The sequence below is a fragment of the Cupriavidus sp. BIC8F genome (assembly GCF_032465815.1).
GTDB lineage: Bacteria > Pseudomonadota > Gammaproteobacteria > Burkholderiales > Burkholderiaceae > Cupriavidus > Cupriavidus necator.
Genome location: NZ_CP136094.1, coordinates 2,315,427 through 2,339,573 on the forward strand (window position 1 = coordinate 2,315,427; position 24,147 = coordinate 2,339,573).

26 protein-coding genes, 3 tRNA genes and 1 pseudogene are annotated in these 24,147 nt (G+C 66.4%); 19 read left to right on the top strand and 11 right to left on the bottom strand.

The genetic code is table 11. The features are described 5' to 3' along the window. Window positions 1–20: 20 nt before the first annotated feature. From RS901_RS10805 to RS901_RS10820, 4 genes are read left to right on the top strand one after another with little or no spacing between them, the layout of a single operon-like run. Window positions 21–953 (top strand): glycine betaine ABC transporter substrate-binding protein, encoded by a 933-nt coding sequence (locus RS901_RS10805; RefSeq protein WP_316148766.1) that lies wholly within the window; start codon window positions 21–23, stop codon window positions 951–953. 10 nt (window positions 954–963) lie between these two features. After that, complete coding sequence (locus RS901_RS10810) at window positions 964–1,614, top strand: ABC transporter permease (RefSeq protein WP_316148767.1); 651 nt, start codon at window positions 964–966, stop codon at window positions 1,612–1,614. Continuing rightward, window positions 1,611–2,780, top strand: coding sequence for an ABC transporter ATP-binding protein (locus tag RS901_RS10815; protein WP_316148768.1), 1,170 nt, complete (start codon window positions 1,611–1,613; stop codon window positions 2,778–2,780). The genes RS901_RS10810 and RS901_RS10815 overlap by 4 nt, the downstream gene beginning before the upstream one ends. 40 nt (window positions 2,781–2,820) lie before the next feature. Further along, the gene (locus tag RS901_RS10820; protein WP_316148769.1) at window positions 2,821–3,195 is read left to right on the top strand and encodes a hypothetical protein; all 375 of its coding nucleotides are present in this window, start codon (window positions 2,821–2,823) and stop codon (window positions 3,193–3,195) included. A gap of 43 nt (window positions 3,196–3,238) precedes the next feature. Here RS901_RS10820 and RS901_RS10825 read toward each other — a convergent pair. Further along, window positions 3,239–3,328 (bottom strand) — tRNA-Ser (locus RS901_RS10825). Window positions 3,329–3,616: 288 nt separating this feature from the next. Here RS901_RS10825 and RS901_RS10830 point away from each other — a divergent pair. Beyond that, complete coding sequence (locus RS901_RS10830) at window positions 3,617–4,114, top strand: glycine zipper 2TM domain-containing protein (protein ID WP_316148770.1); 498 nt, start codon at window positions 3,617–3,619, stop codon at window positions 4,112–4,114. A gap of 79 nt (window positions 4,115–4,193) precedes the next feature. On the opposite strand, the gene hemW is transcribed toward RS901_RS10830, so the two are convergent. The 5 genes from hemW to RS901_RS10855 form a co-directional block, all read right to left on the bottom strand. Next, on the bottom strand, window positions 4,194–5,426 hold the full coding sequence (gene hemW, locus RS901_RS10835; RefSeq protein ID WP_316148771.1) for a radical SAM family heme chaperone HemW: 1,233 nt from the start codon (window positions 5,424–5,426) through the stop codon (window positions 4,194–4,196). After that, window positions 5,423–6,040 carry an RdgB/HAM1 family non-canonical purine NTP pyrophosphatase gene (gene rdgB, locus RS901_RS10840; RefSeq protein ID WP_316148772.1) on the bottom strand — a complete coding sequence of 206 codons (618 nt, stop codon included), beginning with the start codon at window positions 6,038–6,040 and terminating at the stop codon, window positions 5,423–5,425. Before rdgB ends, hemW begins: the two co-directional genes overlap by 4 nt. Window positions 6,041–6,055: 15 nt before the next feature. Next, window positions 6,056–6,775, bottom strand: a complete 720-nt coding sequence (gene rph / locus RS901_RS10845) for a ribonuclease PH (RefSeq protein ID WP_316148773.1) — start codon at window positions 6,773–6,775, stop codon at window positions 6,056–6,058. An 82-nt stretch (window positions 6,776–6,857) separates the two neighbouring features. Beyond that, on the bottom strand, window positions 6,858–7,772 hold the full coding sequence (locus RS901_RS10850; RefSeq protein ID WP_316148774.1) for a PP2C family serine/threonine-protein phosphatase: 915 nt from the start codon (window positions 7,770–7,772) through the stop codon (window positions 6,858–6,860). Window positions 7,773–7,828: 56 nt separating this feature from the next. After that, the gene (locus RS901_RS10855; protein WP_316148775.1) at window positions 7,829–8,875 is read right to left on the bottom strand and encodes a serine/threonine-protein kinase; all 1,047 of its coding nucleotides are present in this window, start codon (window positions 8,873–8,875) and stop codon (window positions 7,829–7,831) included. A gap of 189 nt (window positions 8,876–9,064) precedes the next feature. On the opposite strand from RS901_RS10855, the gene RS901_RS10860 reads away from it, so the two are divergent. The 4 genes from RS901_RS10860 (at window position 9,065) to RS901_RS10875 (ending at window position 13,611) form a co-directional block, all read left to right on the top strand. Beyond that, window positions 9,065–10,000: a YicC/YloC family endoribonuclease gene (locus RS901_RS10860; protein WP_018312355.1), complete on the top strand. Its 936-nt coding sequence runs from the start codon at window positions 9,065–9,067 to the stop codon at window positions 9,998–10,000. Between the two features lie 31 nt (window positions 10,001–10,031). Then, a complete protein-coding gene (gmk, locus tag RS901_RS10865; RefSeq protein WP_114131394.1) occupies window positions 10,032–10,694 on the top strand; it encodes a guanylate kinase in 663 nt (220 codons plus the stop codon). 105 nt (window positions 10,695–10,799) lie between these two features. Then, window positions 10,800–11,003 (top strand): DNA-directed RNA polymerase subunit omega, encoded by a 204-nt coding sequence (rpoZ, locus tag RS901_RS10870; RefSeq protein ID WP_006578656.1) that lies wholly within the window; start codon window positions 10,800–10,802, stop codon window positions 11,001–11,003. 196 nt (window positions 11,004–11,199) lie between these two features. Then, window positions 11,200–13,611, top strand: coding sequence for a RelA/SpoT family protein (locus RS901_RS10875; protein ID WP_035819638.1), 2,412 nt, complete (start codon window positions 11,200–11,202; stop codon window positions 13,609–13,611). Window positions 13,612–13,717: 106 nt separating this feature from the next. On the opposite strand, the gene greB is transcribed toward RS901_RS10875, so the two are convergent. Then, the gene (gene greB / locus RS901_RS10880; RefSeq protein ID WP_316148793.1) at window positions 13,718–14,281 is read right to left on the bottom strand and encodes a transcription elongation factor GreB; all 564 of its coding nucleotides are present in this window, start codon (window positions 14,279–14,281) and stop codon (window positions 13,718–13,720) included. 156 nt (window positions 14,282–14,437) lie between these two features. Between greB and RS901_RS10885 the strand changes: the two genes are divergently transcribed. The 4 genes from RS901_RS10885 to RS901_RS10900 all read left to right on the top strand — a co-directional run bounded on the left by RS901_RS10885 (window position 14,438) and on the right by RS901_RS10900 (window position 15,554). Then, window positions 14,438–14,514 (top strand) — tRNA-Arg (locus RS901_RS10885). Between the two features lie 215 nt (window positions 14,515–14,729). Further along, window positions 14,730–14,990: a hypothetical protein gene (locus RS901_RS10890; protein ID WP_013955938.1), complete on the top strand. Its 261-nt coding sequence runs from the start codon at window positions 14,730–14,732 to the stop codon at window positions 14,988–14,990. Window positions 14,991–15,147: 157 nt separating this feature from the next. Continuing rightward, window positions 15,148–15,387 (top strand): hypothetical protein, encoded by a 240-nt coding sequence (locus RS901_RS10895; protein WP_316148795.1) that lies wholly within the window; start codon window positions 15,148–15,150, stop codon window positions 15,385–15,387. 91 nt (window positions 15,388–15,478) lie between these two features. Continuing rightward, window positions 15,479–15,554 (top strand) — tRNA-Met (locus RS901_RS10900). A 144-nt stretch (window positions 15,555–15,698) separates the two neighbouring features. Here RS901_RS10900 and RS901_RS10905 read toward each other — a convergent pair. Next, window positions 15,699–15,980 carry a hypothetical protein gene (locus RS901_RS10905; protein WP_035819589.1) on the bottom strand — a complete coding sequence of 94 codons (282 nt, stop codon included), beginning with the start codon at window positions 15,978–15,980 and terminating at the stop codon, window positions 15,699–15,701. 124 nt (window positions 15,981–16,104) lie between these two features. On the opposite strand from RS901_RS10905, the pseudogene RS901_RS10910 reads away from it, so the two are divergent. Next, a pseudogene (locus RS901_RS10910) lies at window positions 16,105–16,512 on the top strand (Fe2+-dependent dioxygenase); the annotation flags it as partial. A gap of 57 nt (window positions 16,513–16,569) precedes the next feature. Here the strand turns inward: RS901_RS10910 and RS901_RS10915 are convergent. Next, the gene (locus tag RS901_RS10915) at window positions 16,570–16,878 is read right to left on the bottom strand and encodes a hypothetical protein (protein ID WP_013955942.1); all 309 of its coding nucleotides are present in this window, start codon (window positions 16,876–16,878) and stop codon (window positions 16,570–16,572) included. A gap of 157 nt (window positions 16,879–17,035) precedes the next feature. Further along, window positions 17,036–18,484 carry a PLP-dependent aminotransferase family protein gene (locus RS901_RS10920; RefSeq protein ID WP_316148797.1) on the bottom strand — a complete coding sequence of 483 codons (1,449 nt, stop codon included), beginning with the start codon at window positions 18,482–18,484 and terminating at the stop codon, window positions 17,036–17,038. 146 nt (window positions 18,485–18,630) lie between these two features. Here RS901_RS10920 and RS901_RS10925 point away from each other — a divergent pair, with 146 nt between their 5' ends. The 5 genes from RS901_RS10925 to RS901_RS10945 all read left to right on the top strand — a co-directional run bounded on the left by RS901_RS10925 (window position 18,631) and on the right by RS901_RS10945 (window position 22,406). Then, the gene (locus RS901_RS10925) at window positions 18,631–19,074 is read left to right on the top strand and encodes a carboxymuconolactone decarboxylase family protein (protein ID WP_316148798.1); all 444 of its coding nucleotides are present in this window, start codon (window positions 18,631–18,633) and stop codon (window positions 19,072–19,074) included. A gap of 135 nt (window positions 19,075–19,209) precedes the next feature. Continuing rightward, the gene (locus tag RS901_RS10930; protein WP_316153469.1) at window positions 19,210–20,652 is read left to right on the top strand and encodes a DUF2252 domain-containing protein; all 1,443 of its coding nucleotides are present in this window, start codon (window positions 19,210–19,212) and stop codon (window positions 20,650–20,652) included. Window positions 20,653–20,684: 32 nt separating this feature from the next. Next, window positions 20,685–20,996: a hypothetical protein gene (locus RS901_RS10935; RefSeq protein ID WP_316148799.1), complete on the top strand. Its 312-nt coding sequence runs from the start codon at window positions 20,685–20,687 to the stop codon at window positions 20,994–20,996. Between the two features lie 158 nt (window positions 20,997–21,154). Beyond that, entirely contained in the window at window positions 21,155–22,057 is a 903-nt protein-coding gene (gene lpxO / locus RS901_RS10940; protein WP_316148800.1) for a lipid A hydroxylase LpxO, read from the top strand. Between the two features lie 94 nt (window positions 22,058–22,151). Continuing rightward, complete coding sequence (locus tag RS901_RS10945) at window positions 22,152–22,406, top strand: DUF333 domain-containing protein (RefSeq protein ID WP_316148801.1); 255 nt, start codon at window positions 22,152–22,154, stop codon at window positions 22,404–22,406. A gap of 11 nt (window positions 22,407–22,417) precedes the next feature. Here RS901_RS10945 and RS901_RS10950 read toward each other — a convergent pair whose 3' ends face one another. Then, window positions 22,418–23,923, bottom strand: coding sequence for a sensor domain-containing diguanylate cyclase (locus RS901_RS10950; RefSeq protein ID WP_316148802.1), 1,506 nt, complete (start codon window positions 23,921–23,923; stop codon window positions 22,418–22,420). Window positions 23,924–24,147 lie beyond the last annotated feature (224 nt).

Here is a 24,147-nt window from a genome sequence, read left to right on the forward strand (position 1 = left end):
GGACCGAAATGGAAAACCAGATGCAATTCATCCGCCGCCGTGCCCGGCGTGTCGCCCTGGTGGTGGCTGCCGTCACCGCTTTTGCGGCGGGCCTGGCGCTGGCCACGGCGCCTGAGGCGCATGCCGAGGCCACGCCGATCCGCGTGGGCGGCAAGAACTTCACCGAGCAGCTGCTGCTGTCGTCGATGACTTCGAAGTACTTGCGCGCCAAGGGCCTCACCACCGAACTGACCGCCGGCCTGGGCAGCACGCTGATGCGCCAAGCGATGGAGAGCAACCAGCTCGACGTGGTGTGGGACTACACCGGCACCGCGCTGATCGTGTTCAACAAGGTCCAGGAAAAACTGGGCGCCAGGGAAAGCTACGAGCGCGTCAAGCAGATGGACGGCGCGCGCGGGCTGGTGTGGCTCGATGCCTCAAACATCAACAACACCTATGCGCTGGCGATGCCGAAGGAACGCGCGGCCAGCGGCGTGACCACGCTGTCAGGCTTTGCCGAGCAGATGCGCAAGGCCGGCCCTGACACCAGCCATCCGTTCGCGGTCGACATGGAATTCGCTGCGCGCCCGGACGGCCTGGAGCCGCTCAAGGCGCTGTACAAGCTGCCGTTCTCGCGCCGCGACGTGATCCAGCTCGACCCGGGCCTGGTCTATACGGCGCTGAAGAACAACCAGGTGGAACTGGGCCTGGTCTATGCCACCGACGGCCGCGTCAAGGGTTTCGACCTGGTGCTGCTGGAAGACGACCTGCACTTCTTCCCGCCTTACAACGCCGTGCCAGTGGTGCGCAAGCCGGTGCTGGACCAGCACCCGGAGCTCGCGGGCCTGCTCAACGCGCTGGCGGCCAAGCTCGACAACGAGAGCATGACCGACATGAACTACAAGGTGGACATCGGCCAGCAGCCGGTGGACAAGGTCGCGGAGGACTTCCTGCGCAGCCGCGGACTGATCTGAGGAGGGCCGCATGGACTTGTTCTCTTACCTGCAGCACAGCTGGCCCACGCTGCTGAAAATGACCGGCGAGCACCTGGCGCTGGTGGGCTCGGCGGTGGGGCTGGCGATCCTGATCGGGGTGCCGCTGGGCATCGTGATCACGCGCTTCCGAGCGCTGGCCACGCCGCTGCTGGCGCTGGCGACGATCGTGCTGACGCTGCCGTCGATCGCGCTGTTCGGGCTGATGATCCCGATTTTCGCGCGCTTTGGCCATGCGCTGGGCTACGTGCCCGCGGTGACGGCGGTGTTCCTGTACTCGCTGCTGCCGATCATGCGCAACACCTACACCGCGCTGGCCAATGTCGATCCCGGCATCCAGGAAGCGGGGCGCGGCATCGGCATGACCACCTGGCAGCGCATGCGGCTGGTGGACCTGCCGCTGGCGGTGCCGGTGATCCTTGGCGGGGTGCGTACCGCCGTGGTGATGAATATCGGGGTTGCCACCATTGCCGCCATCATCGGCGCGGGTGGCCTTGGGGTGCTGATCCTGCAGGCGATCAGCCAGAGCAACATGAGCAAGCTGGCCGTGGGCGCGGTCCTGGTCAGCCTGCTCGCCATCGTGGCGGACGCCTTCCTGCAGTGGCTGCAGCGCGCGCTGACGCCGAAAGGAATCCGGCTATGATCGAACTCGACCAACTCACCAAGTCCTTCCCGCAGAAAGACGGCACTGAAACGAGCGCCGTCGACGCCGTGTCGCTGACGGTGCCGCGCGGCGAGATCTGCGTCTTCCTTGGCCCCTCGGGCTGCGGCAAGACCACTACGCTGAAGATGATCAACCGGCTGATCGAGCCGACCTCGGGCACGGTGCGCATCGAGGGCGAGGATACGCGCGGCCTTGACGGCGTGACCCTGCGCCGCAAGATCGGCTACGTGATCCAGCAGATCGGCCTGTTCCCCAACATGACCATCGAAGAGAACATCATGGTGGTGCCGCGCCTGCTGGGCTGGGACAAGAAGCAATGCCGCGAGCGCGCGCGCGAGCTGATGGCGATGGTGCAGCTCGACCCCAACCGGCTGCTGACGCGCTATCCGCGCGAGCTCTCCGGCGGCCAGCAGCAGCGCATCGGCGTGATCCGCGCGCTGGCGGCCGACGCGCCGCTGCTGCTGATGGACGAGCCCTTCGGCGCGGTCGACCCGATCAACCGCGAGAGCATCCAGAACGAATTCCTGCAGATGCAGCGCCAGCTCGGCAAGACCGTGATCATGGTTTCGCACGACATCGACGAGGCCATCAAGCTGGCCGACAAGGTGGCGGTGTTCCGCCGCGGCAAGCTGGTGCAGTTCGACCACCCCGACGCACTGCTGGCACATCCGGCCGATGAGTTCGTGCAGGCCTTCGTCGGCCATGACAACACCCTCAAGCGCCTGCTGCTGGTGCGCGCCGGCGACGCCGCCACCATGCCGCCGAGTTGCCGCCCCGACATGCCGCTGGCCGAGGCGCTGGCCGTGATGGACGATGCCGACGTGCGCCACCTGCCGGTGGTGGACGACGCGCAGGTCGCGCTGGGCTACGTCACGCGCCGCGATGCGCGCTCGGGCCAGGGCCAGTGCAGCGACGTGATGCGCCCGTTCGCCGTTACCGCGGCCTTCGACGAGCACCTGCGCATCGTGCTGTCGCGCATGTACCAGCACAACACCAGCTGGCTGCCGGTGATGGGCGCTGACGGTGCCTACCTGGGCGAGGTCACGCAGGAATCGATCGCGGGGTACCTGAGTTCGGGACGTTCGCGCGGGCAGACCGGGGCGCTGGCCGCCTCCGCTCCCGCGCCGCTGCGAGCGGCGGCCTGAGCCAGCAGCAGGGCGGCGGCTTCCGCGCTATGCTAGGTGCATGCTCCGCTATTGCCGCTCGCCCCTGTGCCTGCTCGTCGAAACCCGCTGGCTGGTCCCGCGCGGGTTTGACGGCTTCACGCCCGGTCCGCTGATCCTGCTGCGCCCCGGCGCCAGCCAGGCGCTGATCGAGCATGAGAAGGTGCATGTGCGCCAGTTCTGGCGCAGCTGGGGCCTGATGGGCGTGCTCTACCTGGCCAGCCGGCGCTGGCGCCTGCGCTATGAAGTGGAGGCCTACCGCGCGCAGCTGCGCCACAGCCCGCCGGGCGCGGCGCATGGCCTGGCGCGCGTGCTGGCGTGCAAGTACCGGCTCAGGATTTCAGAAGCCGAGGCGTACCGGCTGCTGACGCAAGACCTGCACGGCGATGCCGAATGAAAACGGCCCGCACCAGTCACTGGCGCGGGCCGTTTCCCTTGTCTGGCGGAAGCGGTGAGATTCGAACTCACGGATGGGTCACCCCATCGGCAGTTTTCAAGACTGCTGCCTTAAACCACTCGGCCACGCTTCCTGGAAAGTGCGGGCATTGTAGCGCGAAAGGGCATGGGCCCCGCGCGCTGCCGCCTGCAGACATGACGGTCAGGCCGCGCATTATACAAGGCCCGCGTGGATCGATGGTGGTCTTGTGCTGCGGCACGCAAGCGCGCGTAAACTTCCTGCCACATCCACTGCCGCGGATGTCGGCGTCTGTCTGACAATACGGAACCTTCACACGCCGGCATCGCTCATATTGTCGTGCCGGGTGGCGCGGTGTGTGCCGCATCCCCGGCTTTCGCCTGGCAACAGAGGAGAACTCAAAATGCGAATCCATAGCAAGAAATGGCTGATCGTTCCGGTGGCTGCAGCGGCTGTGCTGGCCGGTTGTGCAGCGCCGTATGACAGCGGCTACAACACCGGCTACAACGCCCCGCCTCCGGGGTACCAGACTCCCAACACCTCGCAGGCCACGGCTGGCGCGGTGTACTACGGCCGTGTGGAATCGATTGAACCGATCACCAACACGCAAAACAGCTCGGGCCTGCTAGGCACCGTGATCGGCGGTGCGGCCGGCGGCCTGCTGGGCCACCAGATCGGCGGCGGGCGCGGGCAGACCGCGGCGACCATCGGCGGTGCCGTGGTCGGCGCCGTGGCCGGCAACCAGATCGAGAAGCGCGCGGGCAGCAACACGCAGACCGCGTACCGCGTCAACGTGCGCCTGGATGATGGCCGCATGGCCACGGTGACCCAGTCGAACCTGGGCAACCTGCAGGTGGGTATGCGGGCGCGCGTGGCCAACGACATGGCAACGCCGTACTGATATGCCAGCCTGACGTTTGCCAGCATGTAAAAGGCCACGCATTGCGTGGCCTTTTTTTGTTGCCGGTGCACGGCGGCGCTCAGTCCTTCAGGAACATCTCCTGCAGGTCGTTGAGGAAGCGCCGGCCCAGCTCGGTGGGGCGGATGGTGGTCAGGTCCGCTTCCAGCAGCCCTTTCTTTTCCGCCTCGGCCAGCTGCTTGCTGATGGTATGCAGCGGCAGCCCGGTGTAGTCGTGGAAGCTCGATGCCGGCACGCCATCGGTCAGGCGCAGCGCGTTGAGCATGAACTCGAACGGCAATTCGTCGGCGCCGACATCGCGTGCTTCCTGCACGGCATTGCCGGCCAGCGCCCGCTCCATGTAGGTGGCCGGATGCTTGTGCCGCATCTGGCGCAGTATCCGATGCGGGAACGACAGCTTGCCGTGCGCGCCGGCGCCGATGCCGAGGTAGTCGCCGAAGCGCCAGTAGTTCAGGTTGTGGCGCGCCTCGCGATGCGGCTTTGCGTACGCCGAGGTTTCGTAGTGCCGGTAGCCGGCCTCGGCCGTGCGCGCTTCAATCCAGTCCTGCATCTCGTACGCGCTGTCGTCGTCCGGCAGCGCGGGCGGGAACCTGGCGAACAGCGTGTTGGGCTCCAGCGTCAGGTGGTACAGCGACAGGTGCGTGGTGCCGTACGACAGCGCGGTTTCCACATCCTGCCGGCATTCGTCGAGGGTCTGGCCGGGCAGGGCGTACATCAGGTCCAGGTTGATGTTGTCGAAGCTGGCCTGGGCGATGTCGATCGCCTTGCGCGCCTCGGCACTGCCGTGGATGCGGCCGAGCGCCTGCAGGTGCCGGTCGTTGAAGCTCTGGATGCCGATCGACAACCGGTTGATGCCGCTGGCGCGGTAGCTCGCGAACTTGTCGGCCTCGAAGGTGCCGGGGTTGGCCTCCATCGTGATTTCGGCGTCGGCATCCAGCGGCAGCAGCGCGCGGATATCCGACAGCAGCCGGTCCATGCCTGCCGCCGACAGCAGGCTGGGCGTGCCGCCGCCGATAAAGACCGTATGCACCGGCCGGCCCCACACCAGCGGCAGCGATTGCTCCAGGTCCGCGCGCAGCGCGTCCAGGTAGATGTCTTCCGGGATCTCGTGGTTGTCGGCGCCGGGTGCGGCGTGCGAGTTGAAATCGCAATACGGGCACTTGCGCACGCACCACGGGATATGCACGTACAGCGACAGCGGGGGCGAGCCGGGCAGGCTGATCTGCCCGGGCTTGAGCCAGAGCTGCTTGCTGTCCACGGGCATGGACGCGGAGACCGGTACGATCGGGATCATCGGGTGGCGCTTTCCGCGGCATCGGCCTGCAGCCGTGCCACCAGCGCGCGCAGCGCCTGGGCCCGGTGGCTGACCGTGTTCTTCTCTTCGGGCGACAGCTCGGCGGCGGTCTTGCACAGGCGCGGCAGCAGGAAGTGCGGGTCGTAGCCAAAGCCGCCCGCGCCGCGCGGCGCGTCGACGACCTCGCCGTGCCAGAGGCCTTCGGCGATGATCGGGCAGGGGTCTTCGGCGTGGCGCACGAACACCAGCACGCAGTAGTAGTGCGCGTGGCGGTTCAGCTTGCCGGCCAGTTGCGAGACCAGGTGCGCATTGTTGGCCGCATCCGACCTGGCCTGCCCGGCCATCTGCGCATAGCGCGCGGAATAGACACCGGGCGCGCCCTCCAGTGCCTGCACGCAGATGCCGGAATCGTCCGCCAGCGCGGGCAGCCCCGCCAGTCGGCTGGCGTGGCGGGCCTTGGCCAGCGCGTTCTCGACGAAGGTGGCAAACGGTTCTTCGGCCTCGGGAATGCCCAGTTCGCCCTGGGGCACCACGTCAAAGCCAAGCGGAGCCAGCAGCGCGCCGAATTCGCGCAGCTTGCCGGCGTTGTTGGAAGCCAGTACCAGGCGTTGCATCGCGGGTTCCGCTGCTCAGGCCAGGCCGAGCGCTTCGCGCTGGTGCTGCACCAGGCGGGCGATGCCGGCTTCGGCCAGGCGCGTCATGGCGTCCAGGTCGGCGCGGCTGAAGGGCACGCCTTCGGCGGTGCCCTGCACCTCGACAAAGCCGCCGCTGCCGGTCATGACCACGTTCATGTCGGTGTCGCAGTTGCTGTCCTCGGCGTAGTCCAGGTCCAGTACCGGCACGCCGTCGACCATGCCGACCGAGACCGCGGCAACATGGTCGCGGATCGGGCTGGCGGCGATCAGGCCGTCGCGCAGCATGGTCGAAACCGCGTCATGGGCGGCGACGAAGGCGCCGGTAATGGCCGCGGTGCGGGTGCCGCCGTCGGCCTGCAGCACGTCGCAGTCCAGGTGGATGGTGTATTCGCCCAGCGCCGCCAGGTCGAACACCGAGCGCATGGCGCGGCCGATCAGGCGCTGGATTTCCTGGGTGCGGCCGGTCTGCTTGCCGCGCGCGGCCTCGCGGTCCGAGCGGGTGTGCGTGGCGCGCGGCAGCATGCCGTATTCGGCCGTGACCCAGCCCTCGCCGCTGCCTTTCTTGTGCGGCGGCACCTTGGCCAGCACGCTGGCGGTGCAAAGCACCTTGGTGTCGCCAAAGGCACACAGGACGGAGCCTTCGGCGTGGCGGGTGTAGTGGCGGGTAAGGCTGATGGAACGCAGCGCATCGGCTGCGCGGCCGCTGGGTCGCATGGGATGGTTTGTCCGAATCGGGGAGAGACCGCGATTCTAACGCCGCCGGCCCTTGAACGCTGCATAGCGCCCGAGGAGTGCATTACCGCATCAGGTTGCTGGTCTTGTCGATCGCGGCGCGGATCTCGGCGATCGAACGCTCGATCTCCTCTTCGGACAGCAGGTCGCTTTCAGCGCCGGTGCGCTCCAGGATCGAGGTGGTGAAGGCGTTCAGCGGCAGGGTGTCGGTCATGACCGAATCCTGTCCCGCCGCATTGCTGTCCAGTTCCCACATCATGGCGATGCCGGTGGTGTTGTCGGCACCTTCGCCGGCGTTCTGCAGCGCCTGCTCGATCAGCGCCGGCACCGCCTGCACCACCGACAGGCGCGACAGCTTGTCCACCAGCGCAGGCTCTTCCAGCGCGCCCCACAGGCCATCGGAGCAGAGCAGGGCCACGTCGCCCGGCTCCAGCCGCACCGGTCCGCCCAGGTCGATCAGCGGCAGGTTGGGCGAGCCCAGGCAGTTGTAGAGCTTGTTGCGCTCCGGGTGGTTGGCCACGTGCATCGGCAGCACGCGCTCCTGCTGCAGCAGGTTCTCGATCTTGGAGTGGTCGCGCGTGCGCGTCAGCAGCCGGCCCTTGCGCAGCAGGTAATAGCGCGAGTCGCCGGCATGGGCCCAGTAGATCTGGCCCTGCTGCACCAGGCAGCAGACCACCGTGGTGCGCGGCACGTCCGCCATCTGGTTGGCTTCGGCATAGCGGTGGATCTCGCGGTGGGCCAGCATGATGGTGTCCTGCAGGAACTCGGCCGGGTTGCGCACCGTGGGCCGCGCCTGCACCTGGAACTGGCGCGCCAGCGTCTGCAGCGCCTGCTGCGCGGCGACTTCGCCGTGCGCATGGCCGCCCAGGCCGTCGGCCAGCACCATCAGCAGCGCGTCGCGCGTGAAGCAATAGCCCATGCGGTCCTGGTTGACGCGGCGGCCGCCTTTCCTGCTTTCCTGGTAGACAGAGAATCGCATGTTGGCTTTCAGGGAATTCAGTGGACTGGCCGCAACCGGGGCGCCAGATTTGTGATTCAGTCGACGCTCGCGCCAGGGACGGGTTCGTCGCGCCGGCGCAGCAGGGTCAGGAAGCGCGATGTCGCCGCGGGCCGCTCCGCCGGCGCCAGGGCCGGGGCTTGCGTCTGCGGCGCCAGCGTCTGCTCGCCCAGGGCGTTGGTCTGCTCGCGCAACTCCTTCTGCAGCCGGAACACGCTCTGCGGGCGCTCGGCCGGCGTCAGCCGCAGGCACCATTCGACGAGGTCCACCAGCCCGTTGGTGTAGCTGCTGCGCAGCCGCGCCAGGGCTTCGCCCATGCGGTCTTCCTTTTCGCGCAGGTTGGCTTCCTGCGGCGGCATGCCGGCCATGCAAGCATAGAGCGTGGCGCCCAGGCTGTAGACATCGGTCCACGGGCCCAGGTCGGAATGCTTGCCATAGAGCTCGGGCGCGGCAAAGCCGGGGGTGTACATCGGCTGGAAGCGGGCCGCTTCCATCGTCAGGGTCTGCCGCGCGGCGCCGAAATCCAGCAGGATCGGGGATTCGTCCTCGCGCAGGTAGATGTTGCCGGGCTTGATGTCCAGGTGCAGCAGCTTGTGGATATGGACCTCGCGCAGGCCGCTCATCAGGTCGTGGAAGACCTTGCGCATGAAATGCTCGCGCAGCACCTTGGGGCCGCCTTGCTGCCGGGCGGCCAGCACGTGCTCCTGCAGCGTCTTGCCCAGCTCGTAGTTCATCACCATGTAGACGGTGGAATTCTCGCGGAAGAAATTCACCACGCGCACCACGCTGGGATGGGAGATGCGGGCCAGCGAGCGGCCCTCTTCAAAGAAGTATTTCAGGCCCAGCCGGAACGCGGCGGCGTTTTCCTCGGGCACCACGGGGATGAGTTCGCCCGGGTTGCGCCGCGCCAGCGACGCCGGCAGGTATTCCTTGATGGCAACCGGTGCGCCGGTATCGTCGGTGGCCAGGTAGACGAAACTGAACCCCCCGCTGGCCAACTTCTTTACAATACGATAGTTGGACAACAGCGTGCCGACGGGCAGCGGTGCACTCTTCGGTTGTGTCGTGCCCTTTGGCTCTGTCATGGGAATAGGGACCTGATTTGCCTCCGGATTGTCCGGGCTAATCGGTCACTTGTAAAGAACACAAATAAGGGCATTGTTGCCCTCCTTTCAACGTATTGAGAGCGTCCCCGGGATCCCATGCAGGGCGCTCGAGGCGGCGGCCCCGGGCCGCCAGCAGCCCGGGGCCGCCGCCATTCACGAGAACATCCAATGATCCACAGCATGACAGGCTATGGCCTGGCGACGCGCCAGGCGCCATTGACCAACGCGCAAGGCGAGCCCAGCGGGCGCTCCGCGTCCGTTTCGGTGGAATTCCGCACTGTCAATTCGCGTTTCCTCGACCTGTTGTTCCGGGCTCCGGAAGAGTGCCGCGCCTTCGAGCCGGCCCTGCGCGAGATGCTGATGGCGGAGCTGTCGCGCGGCAAGCTGGAATGCCGCATCAACCTGCAGCGCACCGACGCCGGCGGCGCCACCCTGGCCCTCAATGAAGGGCTGCTGGCGCAGATCCGCGCGCTGGAAACCACTGTCGCCGCCACCTTCGCCAGCGCCGGCACCCTGCGCATGGGCGAGATCCTGCGCTGGCCGGGCGTGCTGGTCGAGCCGGAACTGTCGCAGGAGGCACTGCGCGAGGCGGTGCTGGGCGCCGCGCGCGAGGCGCTGGACCAGCTGCTGGAAGCCCGCCGCCGCGAAGGCGACGCGCTCAAGGCGACGCTGGTGGAGCGCATCGACGCCATGCTGGCGATCGTCGAGCGCCTGACGCCGACCATCCCGCAGCTGATCGCCCATCACCAGGACAAGCTGACCGAGCGCCTCCAGGAGGCCTTCAATCTGGCCGCGCCCACCGGCATGCCGTCGATGAGCCGCGACGAGATCGCCGAGCGCATCCGCCAGGAAGCCACCGTCTACGGCATCCGCATCGACATCGCCGAAGAGCTGTCGCGGCTGCAGGCGCACCTGAACGAGACCCGGCATATCCTGAAGAAGGGCGGCCAGGCCGGCAAGCGCCTGGACTTCATGATGCAGGAGCTCAACCGCGAGGCCAACACGCTTGGCTCCAAGGCCGCCGCCAAGGAGCTTGCCGACGCCTCGATGGAGCTCAAGCTGCTGATCGAGCAGATGCGCGAACAGGTCCAGAATCTCGAATAAAGACAGCCCCAGGAATCACCAAAGAATCATCATGAGCCCAACGCCTCAATCCGCGCCTCACACTGCCATCGATACCGTCTACCCCGGCAACCTCTTCATGGTGGTGGCGCCGTCCGGAGCCGGCAAGTCGACGCTGGTCAACAAGCTGCTGTCGCAGGACCCGGCCATCCGCCTGTCGATCTCGCACACCACGCGCGCGCCGCGCCCGGGCGAGCAGGACGGGCGCGAATACCACTTCGTCACGGTCGACGCATTCCGCACTGCGCGCGACCGCGGCGACTTCCTGGAATGGGCCGAGGTCCACGGCAACTACTACGCGACCTCGCGCGTGTGGATCGAGCAGCAGATGGCGCAGGGCAACGACGTGCTGCTCGAGATCGACTGGCAGGGCGCGCAGCAGGTGCACCAGCGCTTTTCCAACGCGGTCGAGATCTTCATCCTGCCGCCCTCGCTGACCGCGCTGGAAGAGCGCCTGAAGAAGCGCGGCCAGGACGAGCCCAATGTGATCGTGCGCCGGCTGCTGGCGGCGGGCAGTGAAATGGCCCACGCCTCGGAGTCGGACTACGTCATCATCAACGAGGTCTTCGACGATGCTTTGGAGCAGTTGCGCAACGTGATCAGCGCCACGCGGCTGCGGTTTTCCTCGCAGAAAGCGCGGCATACGGAGCTGTTTATCGAGCTGGGCATCCACTGAGCCGATGCCTGCCGATGACAGCCGCGCGGGGCGCCGCCGGCGTTTTCCGCCGCGTGCTGTAAAATAGCAACCCAACGTAAGGTTTTGTCCCAAGGTGGATTTGATATGGCGCGTATTACCGTCGAAGATTGTCTGAAACACATTCCGAATCGCTTCGAGCTCGCGCTGGCGGCCACGTATCGTGCCCGTCAGCTGGTGCAGGGCCACACGCCCAAAGTCGAAGCAAAGGACAAGCCGACCGTGGTGGCACTGCGCGAGATCGCGTCGGGCCAGGTCGGCATCGAGATGCTGAAGAAGGTCCCGACCTGATTGGTCAGGCGGCCCATGGCTTATCCTCGCATCGTGCCAGCACGTATCCAGCCGGATTCCAGGGGCCGCCGCCATGCCTTCGCCGCATTCGCCCTCCAAGCCTCCCTCCCAGCCGTCGCCGACTGCCGTGGCGCCGGCGCTTGGCGATGCGGCCCCGCCTACGGCGCGTAAGCGCACCATTCCGGGCCAGCCCTCCGTGAACGCGCGCACTGGCGCTCCCAATCTTCCCGATCCGCTCGGCGGCGATGTCGTCGGCGAGCGTGCCGTCGCGCCCGCGCTGGCGCCGGGCAAGGCCAGGGGCGCGGCGCTGCAGGACGAGCTGGCCGCGATGCAGGATGTGGCGCCGGCGGCTGACAGCCTGTTTATCGACGCAGTGCTGGCGCAGTCATACCGGCACTTCTTCGGCCCGACCTCGCAGCCGGCGGTACCGCCGCGCCAGCAGGTCATCTCCATCACCCGGCTGATGGAGAAACTCGCGTATCTGAAGGTGCCCGACCTGGCGCGCGTGCGTGAGGCCTTCCAGTTTTCCGACGAAGCCCACCTGGGCCAGTACCGCCAGAGCGGTGAGCCCTACATCACCCATCCGGTGGCGGTGGCCGAGTTGTGCGCGGACTGGAAGCTCGATGTGCAGTCCATCATGGCGGCGCTGCTGCACGACGTGATGGAAGACCAGGGCATCACCAAGAGCGAGCTGGCCGAGAAATTCGGCCCCAAGGTCGCTGAACTGGTCGATGGCCTGACCAAGCTGGACAAGCTCGAATTCCAGAGCCGCGAGCAGGCGCAGGCGGAGAGCTTCCGCAAGATGCTGCTGGCGATGGCGCGCGACGTGCGCGTGATCCTGGTGAAGCTGGCCGACCGTACGCACAACATGCGCACGCTCGACTTCGTGCCGCCGGAGAAGCGCCGCCGCATCGCGCTGGAGACCATGGAGATCTATGCGCCGATCGCGCACCGTCTCGGTCTGAACACGATCTACCGCGAGCTGCAGGAGTTGTCCTTCAAGGTCGGCTCGCCGTTCCGCTACGCCACGCTGGAGAAAGCGGTCAAGGCCGCGCGCGGCAACCGCCGCGAGGTGGTCAAGCGTATCCTGGAAGCCGCGCAGAAGGGGCTGGCCGACGCCGGCATCGTGGCCGAACTGTCCGGGCGCGAGAAAACGCTCTACAGCATCTACCGCAAGATGCACGACAAGCAGCTGTCGTTCTCGCAGGTGCTGGACGTATATGGCTTCCGCGTGGTGGTGGAAACACAGATGCACTGCTACATGGCGATGGGCGCGCTGCACGGGCTGTACAAGCCCATGCCCGGCAAGTTCAAGGACTATATCGCCATTCCCAAGATCAACGGCTACCAGTCGCTGCACACCACGCTGGTGGGCCCGTTCGGCACGCCGGTGGAGTTCCAGATCCGCACGCGCGACATGCACCAGATCGCCGAGGCGGGCGTGGCCGCGCACTGGATGTATAAGCACCAGGCCGACCACGCCAACGATATCCAGCAGCAGGCGCACCAGTGGCTGCAGTCGCTGCTGGATATCCAGAGCCAGACCGGCGATTCACAGGAATTCCTCGAGCACGTCAAGATCGACCTGTTCCCGGATGCGGTCTACGTGTTCACGCCCAAGGGCCATATCCGCGCGCTGCCGCGCGGCGCCACCGCGCTGGACTTTGCCTACGCGGTGCACAGCGACCTGGGCAACCAGTGCGTGGCGGTCAAGATCAACAACGAGCTGCTGCCGCTGCGCACCGAGCTCAAGAGCGGCGATATCGTCGAGGTGGTGACGGCGCCGTACTCCAAGCCCAATCCGGCGTGGCTGTCGTTCGTGCGCACCGGCAAGGCGCGCGCAGCGATCCGCCACTACCTGAAGACCACCAAGCTCGACGAAGCCATCCAGCTCGGCGAGCGCCTGCTGGAACAGTCGGCGCGCCAGCTCGGCTTCGAGCTCAAGGCGGTGCCGCAGTCGGTGTGGGACCGCATGGTCCAGTGGACCGGCAACAAGCAGCGCGAAGACATCTTTGCCGACCTGGCACTGGGCCGGCGCGTGCCGGCGGTGGTGGCCAAGCGCATGGAGATCCTGCTGCAGGAGCTGTCCGGCGATGTCGACAGCGCGCTGCTGGCGGCGGTGCAGACCTTTGCTGGCGAAGAAGCGCCCGCGGTGCCGATCACCGGCGACGAAGGCATGTCGATGATCTTCTCGGCATGCTGCCGCCCGATCCCCGGCGATTCGATCGTTGGCTACCTGGGCAAGGGCGAAGGGCTGCAGATCCACGTGCAGGATTGCAAGATCGCCAAGCGCCTGCACAGCAAGGATCCTGAGCACTGGATCGACGTGATGTGGGCCAAGAAGACCACGCGCGCCTTCGATGTATCGATCAAGGTGATGGTGCGCAACGTCAAGGGCATCGTCGCGCGCGTGGCGGCCGACCTGACCGCCGCCGACGCCAACGTCGCGCACGTGGCCATGGAGCAGCAGGACGCCGGCCACCAGGAAGCCACCTATATGCAGTTCATCATCCAGGTGCAGAACCGCCTGCACCTGGCCAACGTGATGCGCGGGCTGCGCCGCAACCCCGACGTCATCCGTATCTTCCGCGACCGCAACGACGGTTAGGAGGCCGTTTCAGGACGGCCCTGGCGTCGTTGTGCGGCCTTGCCGTACTACTTGTACTGTCTGCGGCCGCGCGCCTAGCCAGGGCCGCCCTGAAACGGTCTCCCGGCTATTGTTTCCGCAACGGGTAGCGGACTTCCAGGATATCGATCTGCTCGACCCCGGCCGGCGTGCGCAATGCCACGGTGTCGCCCTCGCGCGCCTTGATCAACGCCTTGGCGATCGGCGAGATCCAGCTCACGTGGTTGCTGTCCAGGTCGACTTCATCCATGCCGACGATGGTGATGGTGGTTTCTTCGCCGGCGCGATTGGCGTAGGTGACGGTGGCGCCGAAGAAGATCTGGTCGTTGTCGCCCTGCAGGGACGCGTCGACCACTTCCGCCTTGTCGAGGCGGCGCGTCAGGAAGCGGATGCGGCGGTCGATCTCGCGCAGCCGCTTCTTGCCATAGAGATAGTCGCCATTCTCCGAGCGGTCGCCATTGGAGGCCGCCCACGACACGATCTGCACCACATCCGGCCGGTCGACGTCGATCAGCTGCATAAGCTCATTGCGCAGGCGGTTGTAGCCTTCGGCGGTGATGTAGTTCTTGGTGCCGGGAGGTAGCGGCGTTGCGCCTTCGGGGAGGTCGTCGTCCTCGTCGCCGGACGATTCTTTGACAAATGCCTTGTTCATGTTCCGGATCACTTCTTGGGTCTGTCATTATAGGAAAACGCCACAGGCGAACCTCGCCGGCGGGCATCTGCTGCGCCCCTTCCAAAGAAAGATCACAAAAAAGTTGCGAAGGGGCTTCCCAAAAATAAAAACTGGGTTATAATCTTTTTCTCGCGTGCGGCTGTAGCTCAGTTGGATAGAGTACTTGGCTACGAACCAAGGGGTCGTGGGTTCGAATCCTGCCAGCCGCGCCACCTATGCAGAAAGAAAAAGGGCTTCCGGAAACGGAAGCCCTTTTTCGTTTCCATCCTCTCGCCGTCGTGCCGTTCGACCTGTGCGCTGAGGCTGCCGTTCCCGCTTTCCACCTGCACCCACGCATCGCCTGCGATGGCTGCGTCACGCCTTGCGGTCGCGCCTGCGGCCTCCTAGTCTCGAATCAGGCACAACCTCGACCCTGGGAGCTGAGCGCATGGAAAACGCAGAGTGGCGCGTTGAAGAGTACCGCGGCATGGATGTCTATGTCCTGGTATCGCCGCAAGGGCAGGACAGCATCGGCCGTTGGGGCTATGAAGTCCGCGTGTCGCAGGAAGGCGCCGACCCGGCCGACGCGGGCGATACCGAGTTGCTTGCCAGCGGCCCGCAGCAGTTCGCCACGCGCCATGCGGCAGAGGTGGCTGCCTTCGGCGCGGGCTATGCCCTGGTGGACCGACTGCTGGGGCCAGCCGAATAAGGGCTGCGCGTCATTGTGGTTGGCGCAACGGCTTATATCATGCCGTGATCTATTGCTATTGACGCGGATCATTTTTGATCCGGCCCGGCACTCCTACGCTGGAAATGAAGCGAGCGAAGTCTCGCTCGCCATTGCAGCAGTAAGGAGTGCCCCCGCCATGCCGGAATATTCAGGCTACAAGATTGTCTATGAAGTGATTGCGCTGCCCAAGAGCAAGTGGGCCATCCTGATCGAGATCATGCGCCGCGCCGACGGCGAGATTCTCGCTGGGCGGCGCAATCCGTTTCCCAGCCAGCCGTTCGACACCAAGCTCGAGGCGCTTGAACACGTCAACCGCTATGTCGAAGCCGTGCTTGCAAGGCATGAACCGGACGGCAAGGCCAGGCGCATTGCATGACGGCGCGCGGCACCAACGAACGATTTCACGCGCACGGCAAAATAGCGCTTGCCATGCGCGGGTGAATCACCCATAATTCGTCTCCTTCAGACGCGGGGTGGAGCAGTTGGCAGCTCGTCGGGCTCATAACCCGAAGGTCGCAGGTTCAAGTCCTGCCCCCGCAACCAACGCCTTATCTCAGTATCCAGCGGCATTCTCCGCAGTCCTTCAAGGCGTTGTTCTCAAGGCCGTCCGGCCTGACTCATTCACTGCTCCGATGTGATTCCGCGAAACGCAAAGGCATGACCTTGCAGCGTTCGTACGCCTGCTTGCTATGTGCGCACCAGTTCCGCCGCACGCCTGAACGTATCGCGCACCAGCGGCTGGTCTTCACGCTCCGCAGCGTCGGCATGCTCACGCAGCCGCGTGGCCAGCACCGTCAGTGTGCCTTGCGCCTGCGGCCCGCCCGCGGCCTGGCATTTGGTTACCGCTTCGCGCATCACCGCATCGAGCTCGCCGCTGACATCGGCACCATCGAAGGCACTCACCGAGAGAGCCGAGATGCGTTCCAGGTAGAGATTGACCAGCGCTTCATCGTGTAGCGGTTCGGACATGTCGGCTCCTTGTCGGTGACGGGGGATACAAGACCCATTGTAGTGAAGCCGGCCGCCTGCACAGGATCAAACGGTAATGATTCTTGTTCTGGTCCTTTCGGCGTTTCCCATACAATGTGCACCCTTTGCCAATCACGTCGACAACGCGATCCGCTACCTGCGCGGCACCAGCTTTCGCATCCGCAGCGACCTGTCGGCGACACTGTTCCTGACCGAGCCGGAGGAATACAACGGCGGCGAACTGGTGATCGAGGACACCTACGGCCAGCAGCGCGTGAAGCTGCCGGCCGGGCATATGGTGCTGTGCCCGGCCACCTGCATCCACCACGTGACGCCGGTCACGCGCGGGGCGCGGGTGTCATCGTTCTTCTGGATCCAGAGCATGGTGCGCGACGATGGCCAGCGCGCGCTGCTGTTCGAGCTGGACGCGCGTATCCGCCAGGTGGCGCAGGAGCTCGGCCAGGCGCATGAATCGGCGATCGGCCTGACCGGGGCCTATCACAACCTGCTGCGGCGCTGGGCGGACGCCTGAACGCCGGCGGCGCCCTCTTGAGGGCGCTGCATCACGTCAGCCAGCAAGCAGGCGCGGCTATTCGTCGCGCCGTCGCTGCATCTGCAACAGTTCGATCGGAGAGGGCTGGATACGCCGCCGCGCCGGACGCAGCGCGCGGTTGGGCCACAGCACGTAGTTGGTGTGCGGATCCAGCGGCTTGCCGAAGTACGAGACCCAGACCTGTACGCCTTGCTCGGTTTCGGCAATGATGGCCGCGACGGCGCGCGCCGCGGCGGAAGGGGACTTGAGCAGTTCTGCCAGGGCTTCGACGCCCTGCACGACATGGTGCTTCACCCCGGCAAACCATGCGTACTGACGCATGGCGGACAACAAACGCTTGGTCATGAACGCGACTCTGGTTGTGTGGAAAGTGCGAATGAGACCCGCACGCTTCCGATTTGTTCACGGCAGTTTGCGAAATACCAGCATGACTGCGGCGCCATCTCGCTGGGATGGCATGCGCGCGGCATGGTCACCTGGTATCGCTCCTGTGCCGCCCGCATCACGTGGCATGCGGCGGCTCAGGTACCAGTGCAGAGAGTACCATTGCCAGCCGGTCCAGGGCAGGATCGATATCCAGCAGGTCGATGGCGCCGAAGCCCAGCAGCAGCCCCGCGCAGGTAGCGGGAGGCGTGGCATAGCAGGGATCGAGCGTGGCAAGTTCCAGGTCGGCCAGGCGCGCCATCGAGACCAGCGCCTCGGACGCCACCGGCACGCGCAGCCGCGCCGCCAGGTGGAAGCCCGCCATCGCCGGCAGCGGCTCCAGCCACGGCGACAGGTCGCCCTGCAGCCGCGCCAGCAGGCGGGCGCGGCGCTGGGCGTGGCGCGCGTGCGAGCGCCGGATATGGCGCAGCAGGTGCCCCTCGGACAGGAAGCGCGCCAGCGCCTGCTGGATCAGCGTCGGTGTGTACCAGTCCATCAGGTGCTTGACCTTGCGCGCGGCCGGCATCAGCCAGGGCGGCACCACCAGGTAGCCGCCGCGCAGGTTTGCCACCAGCGTCTTCGAGAATGTGCCGAGGTAGACCACGCGGCCATGCCGGTCCAGCGTCTGCAGCGCATCCAGCGCCTGGCCGCCGTAGCGGAATTCGCTGTCGTAGTCGTCTTCCAGGATCACCGCATGGCGGCGTGCTGCCCAGTCCAGCAGCGCCTGGCGCCGCGCCAGGCTCATCGGCACGCCCAGCGGCGACTGGTGCGACGGGGTGACATAAACCAGCGTGGCATCGTTCGGCAGCGCCGCCACCACCATCCCTTCGCCATCGACCGGCACTGGCACCACCCGTGCGCCCAGCCCCTGGAACAAGGAACGCGCCATCGGGTAGCCGGGATCCTCCATCGCCACCACGGCGCCGGGCCCGAGCACCAGCCGGGCCAGCAGGTCGATGCCCTGTTGCGCGCCGCCCGTGACCAGGATGTCAGTCGGCATGCTCTGCACGCCGCGCGTGAATGCGATATGGCGGGCAATGGCCTGGCGCAGCACCATCTCGCCGGCCGGATCGGCGGCGCCGGGCGGACGCTGGCGCTCGGCGGCCAGCGCCGCGCGCACGCAGCGCGACCAGGCTTCATGCGGAAAGCGCGTGGTATCGGCCTGCCCCGGCTGGAACGCATAGCGCGCGCCGCCGGCGGAGTCCAGGAAGGGCGTCGGCACCGCCATCCAGCGCTGCACCGCGGGCGGCAGCACCGCCGCCGCCGCCATGCGCACGGCCGGGCGGGCCAGCCCCTCGGCCACATAGGTGCCGTCGCCGACGCGCGCGTGCAGCCAGCCTTCGGCCACCAGCCGTTCATACGCCGTGGTCACCGTCTTGCGCGCCACGCCCAGCTGCGTGCCAAGCAGGCGCGTAGGCGGCATGCGCGCGCCGGCCTCGAGCCGTCCGCCCTGGATCGCGTCGCGGATCTGGTGGACGATCTGCGCGGTCAGGTCGCTGGCTTGGTCCAGCGCGAGATGCAGTTCCATGAGGGTACGCGTCGATCCAAAAAATTGGTCTACTGATTCTGCAGGAAATTGGCAGTGTACGGGGCCAATCGATGCGTCTATCTTTCATCCCAACGGGCGCGACACCAGTGCCCGCCGAATCCAACCTGTCAAATCGGAGATCGATCATGGAAGAACGGATGAACTGGCAAGACGCGGCCCCTGACGCATACAAGGCAATGATCGGCCTGGAGGTCTACCTGGCGCGCTGCTCACTGGAGACCACGCTGAAGGAACTGGTGAAGATCCGCGCCTCGCAGATCAACGGCTGCGCGTTCTGCCTGGACATGCACGTCACCGATGCGCGCAAGCATGGCGAAAGCGAGCGCCGCCTGAACCTGCTGCCGGCCTGGCGTGAAGTGAGCTGGTTCACCCCGCGCGAGCGCGCCGCGCTGGCATGGACCGAGGCGCTGACGCTGCTGCCGCAAAGCCAGGCGCCGGATGCGGACTACCAGGACTTGCGCGAGCAATTCTCGGAAAAGGAAATGGCCGACCTGACGCTGCTGATCTCGGCCATCAATGCATGGAACCGCTTTGGCGTCGGTTTCCGGCGCCAGCCGCCGGCGCTCTGAGCCACGGCGCACATTCGCCTGACCCCAGCCTGACCCTGCCGCGGCCTGCCGATTGACAAGCCGCGGCGCAGTGCATTAGCTTCTGTTGCAGATGCTGCACAAATGGCAACCGCCGGCGGCGCCGGCATTGGGGGCATGGTGGCGATACGTCAGCAGGGCGGGGAAGCCGGGGCCGAGGGTACGGTCGAGGCCCGGCGCGAGCGCGGCAGAGCCGCACGCCAGAGGGTGCCGCGCGGTGCGCATGAAGCCATCGGCAACGTCGACCGCGACCCCGTCGACCTGCTGGAAATCAGCAGCCACGGCCGGGTGGAGCGGCTGGTGCCGCTGCGCTATGGCCGCATGATCCTGTCGCCGTTCGCCTTCTACCGCGGCAGCGCCATCATCCAGGCGCACGACCTGGCCGGCACCGCGGATTCCGGGCTGCATATGCAGATCTGCGGCGACTGCCACCTGGCCAACTTCGGCGGCTTTGCCACGCCCGAGCGCGCGCTGCTGTTCGACCTCAACGATTTCGACGAATCCAGCCCCGGTCCGTGGGAATGGGACCTCAAGCGCCTGTGCGCAAGCTTCGTCGTGGCGGCACGCCACCTGCGGCACAAGGCCGGTGTGGCCGAAGCCGTGGTGCGCGAGGCGGTGGGCAGCTACCAGCGCCGCATGCTTGCCTATGCCGACATGGGCATGCTCGACACCTGGTACGACCGCATCACCTTCGAGCGGCTGCTCGAAGAAGAAACCTTGCCCGAAGTCCAGAAACGCATCCGGCGCGGCATGGAGCGCGCCGCCGACCGCACCCACGAGTCGCTGCTGCCCAAGCTGGCCGAGCGCATCGGCGACCGCTGGTCAATCCTCGATGCGCCGCCGGCCATCTTCCACGTGCGCGGAGAGCGGACGCTGTTCGGGCCGGGCGACGACTGGCTGGCCGCCAGCGACGCGGACCTGGCGCTGGACCAGGCCTACAAGGACTACCTGTCCACGCTGGCCCCCGACCGGCGCCGGCTGCTCGGCCATTTCACGCGCCATGACGTGGCCTTCAAGGTGGTCGGCGTGGGCAGCGTGGGCACGCGCTGCCTGGTGCAGCTGATGGTGGACCAGCATGACAAGCCGCTGTTCCTGCAGGTCAAGGAGGCCACCAGGTCGGTGGTGGCGCGTTACTTCAAGAGCGCGCCGAGCGCGCACGAGGGCCGCCGCGTGGTCGAGGGCCAGCGCCTGATGCAGGCCGCGAGCGACTTGTTCCTCGGCTGGACCAAGGGGCCGTTCGGGCGGCACTTCTATATGCGGCAGCTGCGCGACATGAAGCTGTCGGCACAGATCGAACTGATGGATGGCGACCTGCTCGGCCGCTATGCCTCGCTGTGCGGCTGGGTGCTGGCGCGGGCGCACGCCAAGGCCAGCGGCCTGGCCGCCGAGGTCAGCGGCTACCTGGGCCGCAGCGACCGCATGGCCGACGTGATGGTAGGCTATGCCAATGGCTATGCCGACCAGGTCGAGCGCGACTACGATCAGTTTGTCGCCGCGTGCCGCTCGGGGCGCCTCGAGGCGCGCACCGATGCCGACATGGCTGCTGATTTCCGCGTGTAGTCCACGCATCTTGCCTGGCCAGGAGTCTGCCCATGACAGAAGACACCCTGCTGCAACTGATGACGGAAGTCGAGAAGGAAGACCCCATCGACTACGCCGACCTGCCGTTCGACGACGCCGCGCTGCGCCGGCTGGCGTGCCGGCTGATCGCCGAGCGCTCCAGCGAGATGGAGGCGTCCGGCCTGCCGGTGGAAGCGCTGCTGGCCACGATGTGGGCTTCGACCGCCAAGCTGGTGCTGGAAAACCTGGTGCTCAACGCGCGCCTGCTGACGCTGCAGGGCCTGCCCGACGACGCCCAGGCACTGATCGAGCGCATCGCGCGCCTGTCGCGCGGCGGGGCCTGAACGCGCCAGCCTGACTGCGCGGCCCGCACCCCGGGCCATGTGCCGCAATCGTCTCAAGCTGCGGCGGCTCTGCCATTTCGCTAAAATACGCGTTTTCACCCAGCCGGTCCGCGCTGTGACTGACACGCGGCGGAGGCGGCTGACCAGGGAGGATTTCGGTGATCAAGTGGATAATCGTCGCGGGCTACCTCGGTGCCATCCTGTATGTGCACTTCCGCGGCAAGGTGCGCCTGCGCATCTGGCGCCAGCTGCTGGACCATTCGGCCCTGGTGGCGCCGATCAACTGCTTCATGTACGCGTTTTCCGGCGTGCCCCGCACGCCCTACATCCCGGTCGGCAATTTCCCCGACCTGGAAAAGCTGCGCGCCGCGTGGCCCGAGATCCGCGACGAAGGTCTGGCTCTGGCCGCGATGCGCAAGATCAAGGCTGCGGACAAGAACGACGACGCCGGCTTCAACTCCTTCTTTAAATACGGCTGGAAGCGCTTTTACCTGAAGTGGTACGAGGCCCAGCACCCGTCGGCCGAGCAGTTCTGCCCCAAGACCGTGGCGCTGCTGCGCGAACTGCCCACGGTCAAGGCGGCGATGTTTGCCGAGCTGCCGCCGGGCGGCAAGCTCAATCCGCACCGCGACCCGTTTGCCGGCTCGTTGCGCTATCACCTGGGCCTGGCCACGCCGAACGACGACCGCTGCTTTATCGAAGTCGACGGCGAGCGCCACAGCTGGCGCGATGGCGAGGGCGTGGTGTTCGACGAAACCTACCTGCATTGGGCCGAGAACCGCAGCGACGCCAACCGGCTGATCCTGTTCTGCGATATCGAGCGTCCGATGCGCTATGGCTGGGCGGCCAAGTTCAACCATTGGATGGGCCGCAAGGTCATGACCGCGGCCAGTTCGCCCAATGACGAGCATGACCAGACCGGCATGATCAACCGGCTGTTTCGTTTTGTCTGGCTGGGCGGCCAGTACCGCCGCCGCTTCAAGGCCTGGAACCGCCAGCTTTACTATGTCACCAAGTTTGGCCTGATCGTGCTGGGCGTGGGGCTGATCGTCTTCCTGTAAGCAGCAAGAGAGCCGGCGCAAGCCGGCTCTTTGCCTTGGGCGGGCAGCGACCGCCATTCACATCCCGCTTAGCGACCCGATTCCGGAGATCCCGATGCGCGTCCGCTCCGCACTGTGGCTGGCCGCCGCCCTTGGCGCCGCCGCATGCACCGCGACACCAGCAGAACGTGCCGCCAGCAGCGCCGCTGCCGTCGGCAAGCCCAACCCCGCCTCCGTCAACTGCACGCAGCGCGGCGGCAAGCTGGAGATCGTGTCGACACCCGCCGGCCAGTCCGGCATCTGCACCTTCCCGTCCGGCAAGCAATGCGAGGAGTGGGCGCTGATGCGCGGCCAATGCACGCCGGGCTGAGCCGCTAGGCTTCAATCGCGGCGGCGTTCGCTGGCCAGCGTGGTGTAGTAGTCGCGCTTGGCCTGATACATGCGGCTGTCGGCCAGCTTGACGATCTCATTCAGCCGGTCGTTTTGCAGGCAGGTAGCCTGGCCGATGGAAAGGCTCAGGCGTGCTCCCGGGTAGAACTGGTTGTTCAGCTCCACCACCTTGCCGATCTGCTCGACCACCGTGGCGGCGCCGCGCTCGTCGCGCCCGGGCAGCAGGATCATGAACTCGTCGCCGCCGATGCGCGCCACGCAGGCCTGCTCGCCCACCGCCTTCTTCAACACCTCGCCGGTGCGGCGCAGCAGCCCGTCGCCGTCGGCATGGCCGAACTGGTCGTTGACCACCTTGAGGCCGTTCAGGTCCACCGCCACCACGCTGACCGGCCACGGGCCCTTGCGGCCCAGCCGCGCCAGCTCGTCTTCATAGTAGGCACGGTTGTAGAGCTTGGTCAGCACGTCGTGCTTGCCCAGGAACTCGACATAGGCCTCGGCCTTCTTGCGTGCCGTGATATCGGTCAGCGACACCAGCACCTGGTCCCAGTCCGCTTCCCGCCCGGGGAACACGGACCACTGCATGAAGACGTCCACGGCGCGGCCATCGAGCGCGTAGTTGATGACTTCGCGCTGCTGCCACAGCTTCTCGTGCCAGAGGTCGATCAGCTGCTCGGAGAAATGGATGCGCATGTCGTCGCGGAACACATCGCCCAGCCGCGACAGCAGGACTTGCTTGCTGTCCGCGCCGAACATCTGCAGCGTCTGCTGGTTGACATCGAGCACGCGGATCTCCTGCATGCAGCGCGAGACAAAGTCCGGATGCACGTTGAGGAAGGTGCGGAAGTCGGTAATGCCGGCACCGCGGACCTCATCGAGCAGCACCTTGACCGCGCTGAAGTCCTCCACCCACAGCGACACCGGCGAATGCTCGAACAGTCCCAGCGCATACTGCTCGCTGCGGCGCAGTTCGCGCTCGGTGCGCATGCGCGCGGTGATGTCCTTGATCGACAGCAGCACGCGCTCCCAGCTGCCTTCGTGGCCCGGCATCACCATGGCCTCCAGCTGGATATCGAGCCGCTCGCCATCCAGCGTGTAGTTGACGGTCTGGCTGGCGAAGCGATTGCCGCCGTCCCACAGCTGGCCGAGTTCCTCGACGTGCTGGTCGAGCATGTCGTCGCGGAAGACGGTGTCGAGGTTGGCCACCAGGTCGTCGAGATCGGCCGCGCGGAACAGCTCCAGCGTGCGCCGGTTAACGTCGATCACGCGGATCAGCGCCGAGCACTGCGCCGCCTGCTGCGGGTTCGCGCGCAGGTGGGCGCGCAGGTCGGTGACACCTTCCTTGCGCAGTTGCGCAAAATACTCGCGCACGGCGCTGAAGTCTTCCAGCCACAGCGAGACGGGTGCCAGTTGGAACAGGGTTTGATAATCGTCCAGGTTGTTGCCGGCAGAGGTGCCGGCACCCTTGCCGACGGACGGTGCCGCGGATGCACTGCTCAAGGCTTTTCTCCTTTTTCTTTTTCCCGTGGTGCACGGCGCCCGTGGTCGGTCTTCGCCCCCCGAGACCAGCCGGGCAGCCCCTGCGCACCAGCGCATTAGAACCCATTTCATAATGAAGAAGGGGCGCGAAGGCTGCTGCCGGGCCGCAACAACGCCATGCGGCCCGGCAGCAGCCTTCCCTTCGCGTTCAAGCCAGGCGCGGCGCATGCGTCGTTACGGGCCTT